The organism is Sphaerochaeta sp. UBA5836, from assembly GCF_002432845.1.
Lineage (GTDB): Bacteria > Spirochaetota > Spirochaetia > Sphaerochaetales > Sphaerochaetaceae > Sphaerochaeta.
Genome location: NZ_DJGW01000090.1, coordinates 13,275 through 14,686, shown reverse-complemented (window position 1 = coordinate 14,686; position 1,412 = coordinate 13,275). Strand labels below are relative to the sequence as shown.

Here is a 1,412-nt window from a genome sequence, read left to right as displayed (position 1 = left end):
ATGGACTTTGTACATGCCCTGGTTGACCTTCAGAAAGCTTGTGGTGTGGACGATTTGAAAATGAGTGCTTACGGCATCAGCGAGTCAGAGCTGCCTGCCATGGTGCAGAATGCCCGAGTGAACATGGGAGGCCTTTTCGGTGTCGACCCCATGACGCTCACCGATGAGGACTGCTTGAAAATCTATCAGGAATCGTTCAGGTAACCAACAAGCTTAGAACACAATACCCGCAACCAAGACGGCAAGGACGATCAAGGGAGCGGGTATTTTCTTTGTTGCAAGCACTACGACAGTCAGCCCGACAACGACGATATGCTCTGCTGTGATCCCGATCTTCTGCAACAACAGGATGGCGGCTGTCGTGATAAGACCGCCGGCGACCGCATTGATTCCTTTCAGTGATACCTTCACCGCCTTGATTCTCTTCAATTCCTCCCAGACAGGGTAGATGAAGAAAATGAGCAGTGTACCCGGCAGGAAAATTCCCACTCCACTGATCAAGGCTGCAAGGACTTGGATGACGGGCCCTTCACTTCTGGCTGCCATGCCGCCGGCATAGGCGCTGAAGCTGAACATGGGGCCGGGAAGCCCTTGTACAAGACCGTACCCGGTGAGGAACTGCTCGTTGGTCAGGTAGCCTTTCGTCTCCACGAGCTCTGCAATCATGACCGGTACCACCACCTGTCCGCCCCCGAAGACCAGGTATCCATACCGATAGAAGGCCTCAAAAAGGGTGACCAGAAGATTGTGCGTTGCCAGGGAGAGAAGCAGGCTGCCCAGGGCGAAGAAGACGAAGAGTATCAGATATCCATATGGTGCTCGTATGGTGATCTTGTTGAACAGGTTTTTCTCTTTGCTCGCAATAATGGAAATAGCTCCTCCGATCAGTAAAACGGCGGGGAAAATCCAGGGAGACCGGATAAAGTAGGTGGCCAGGGAGCCAAAGAGAAAGAGTGCAATGGTCAAGCTGTCGACAAGTACTTTCTTACCAATCCTGAAGGCCGCAAGAAAGATGAATCCAACTGCCATTGCTGCAATGAAGCGAAGGATGTCCTCCGAGATTTGATGGTCCTTGAGAAACTGGTAGAGGAAGGAGAGTGCGGTCATTCCCAGAATGGGAGGGAAAGCCCAGACAAACAGGGTGAGCAAGGCGAGAAGCGGTCCTCCCATCCGATAGCCGACTGCGGTAATGGTCTGGGTGCTGGTAGGTCCGGGGAGAATGCTGGTCAGGGCCAGCAATTCCACCAGCTCTTCTTCGCTCAGATACTGCTTCTTGCTCACCAGGTGATCGAGAAACACGCCAAAGTGGGCTTCAGGCCCTCCATAGGCACCGAGCGAACAGATGAGCACATCCTTGAGGAATTGTCTGTACGATACGTTGTGCATGGCAGCTCCTGTTGCTCGATGTTACA

General features: G+C 52.8%; 1 protein-coding gene and 1 pseudogene. One reads left to right on the top strand and one right to left on the bottom strand.

Annotated features, from left to right (window positions below):
• Window positions 1-204: pseudogene (locus B3F49_RS08420) on the top strand (alcohol dehydrogenase); the annotation flags it as partial.
• A 9-nt stretch (window positions 205-213) separates the two neighbouring features.
• On the opposite strand, the gene chrA reads toward B3F49_RS08420, so the two are convergent.
• Window positions 214-1,386, bottom strand: a complete 1,173-nt coding sequence (gene chrA, locus B3F49_RS08415) for a chromate efflux transporter (protein ID WP_293910380.1) — start codon at window positions 1,384-1,386, stop codon at window positions 214-216.
• Between the last annotated feature and the right edge of the window lie 26 nt (window positions 1,387-1,412).

Bases quoted from the DNA above. Each gene is read 5' to 3' on its own strand.
- chrA (WP_293910380.1), bottom strand. From the start codon at position 1,386: ATGCACAACGTATCGTACAGACAATTCCTCAAGGATGTGCTCATCTGT.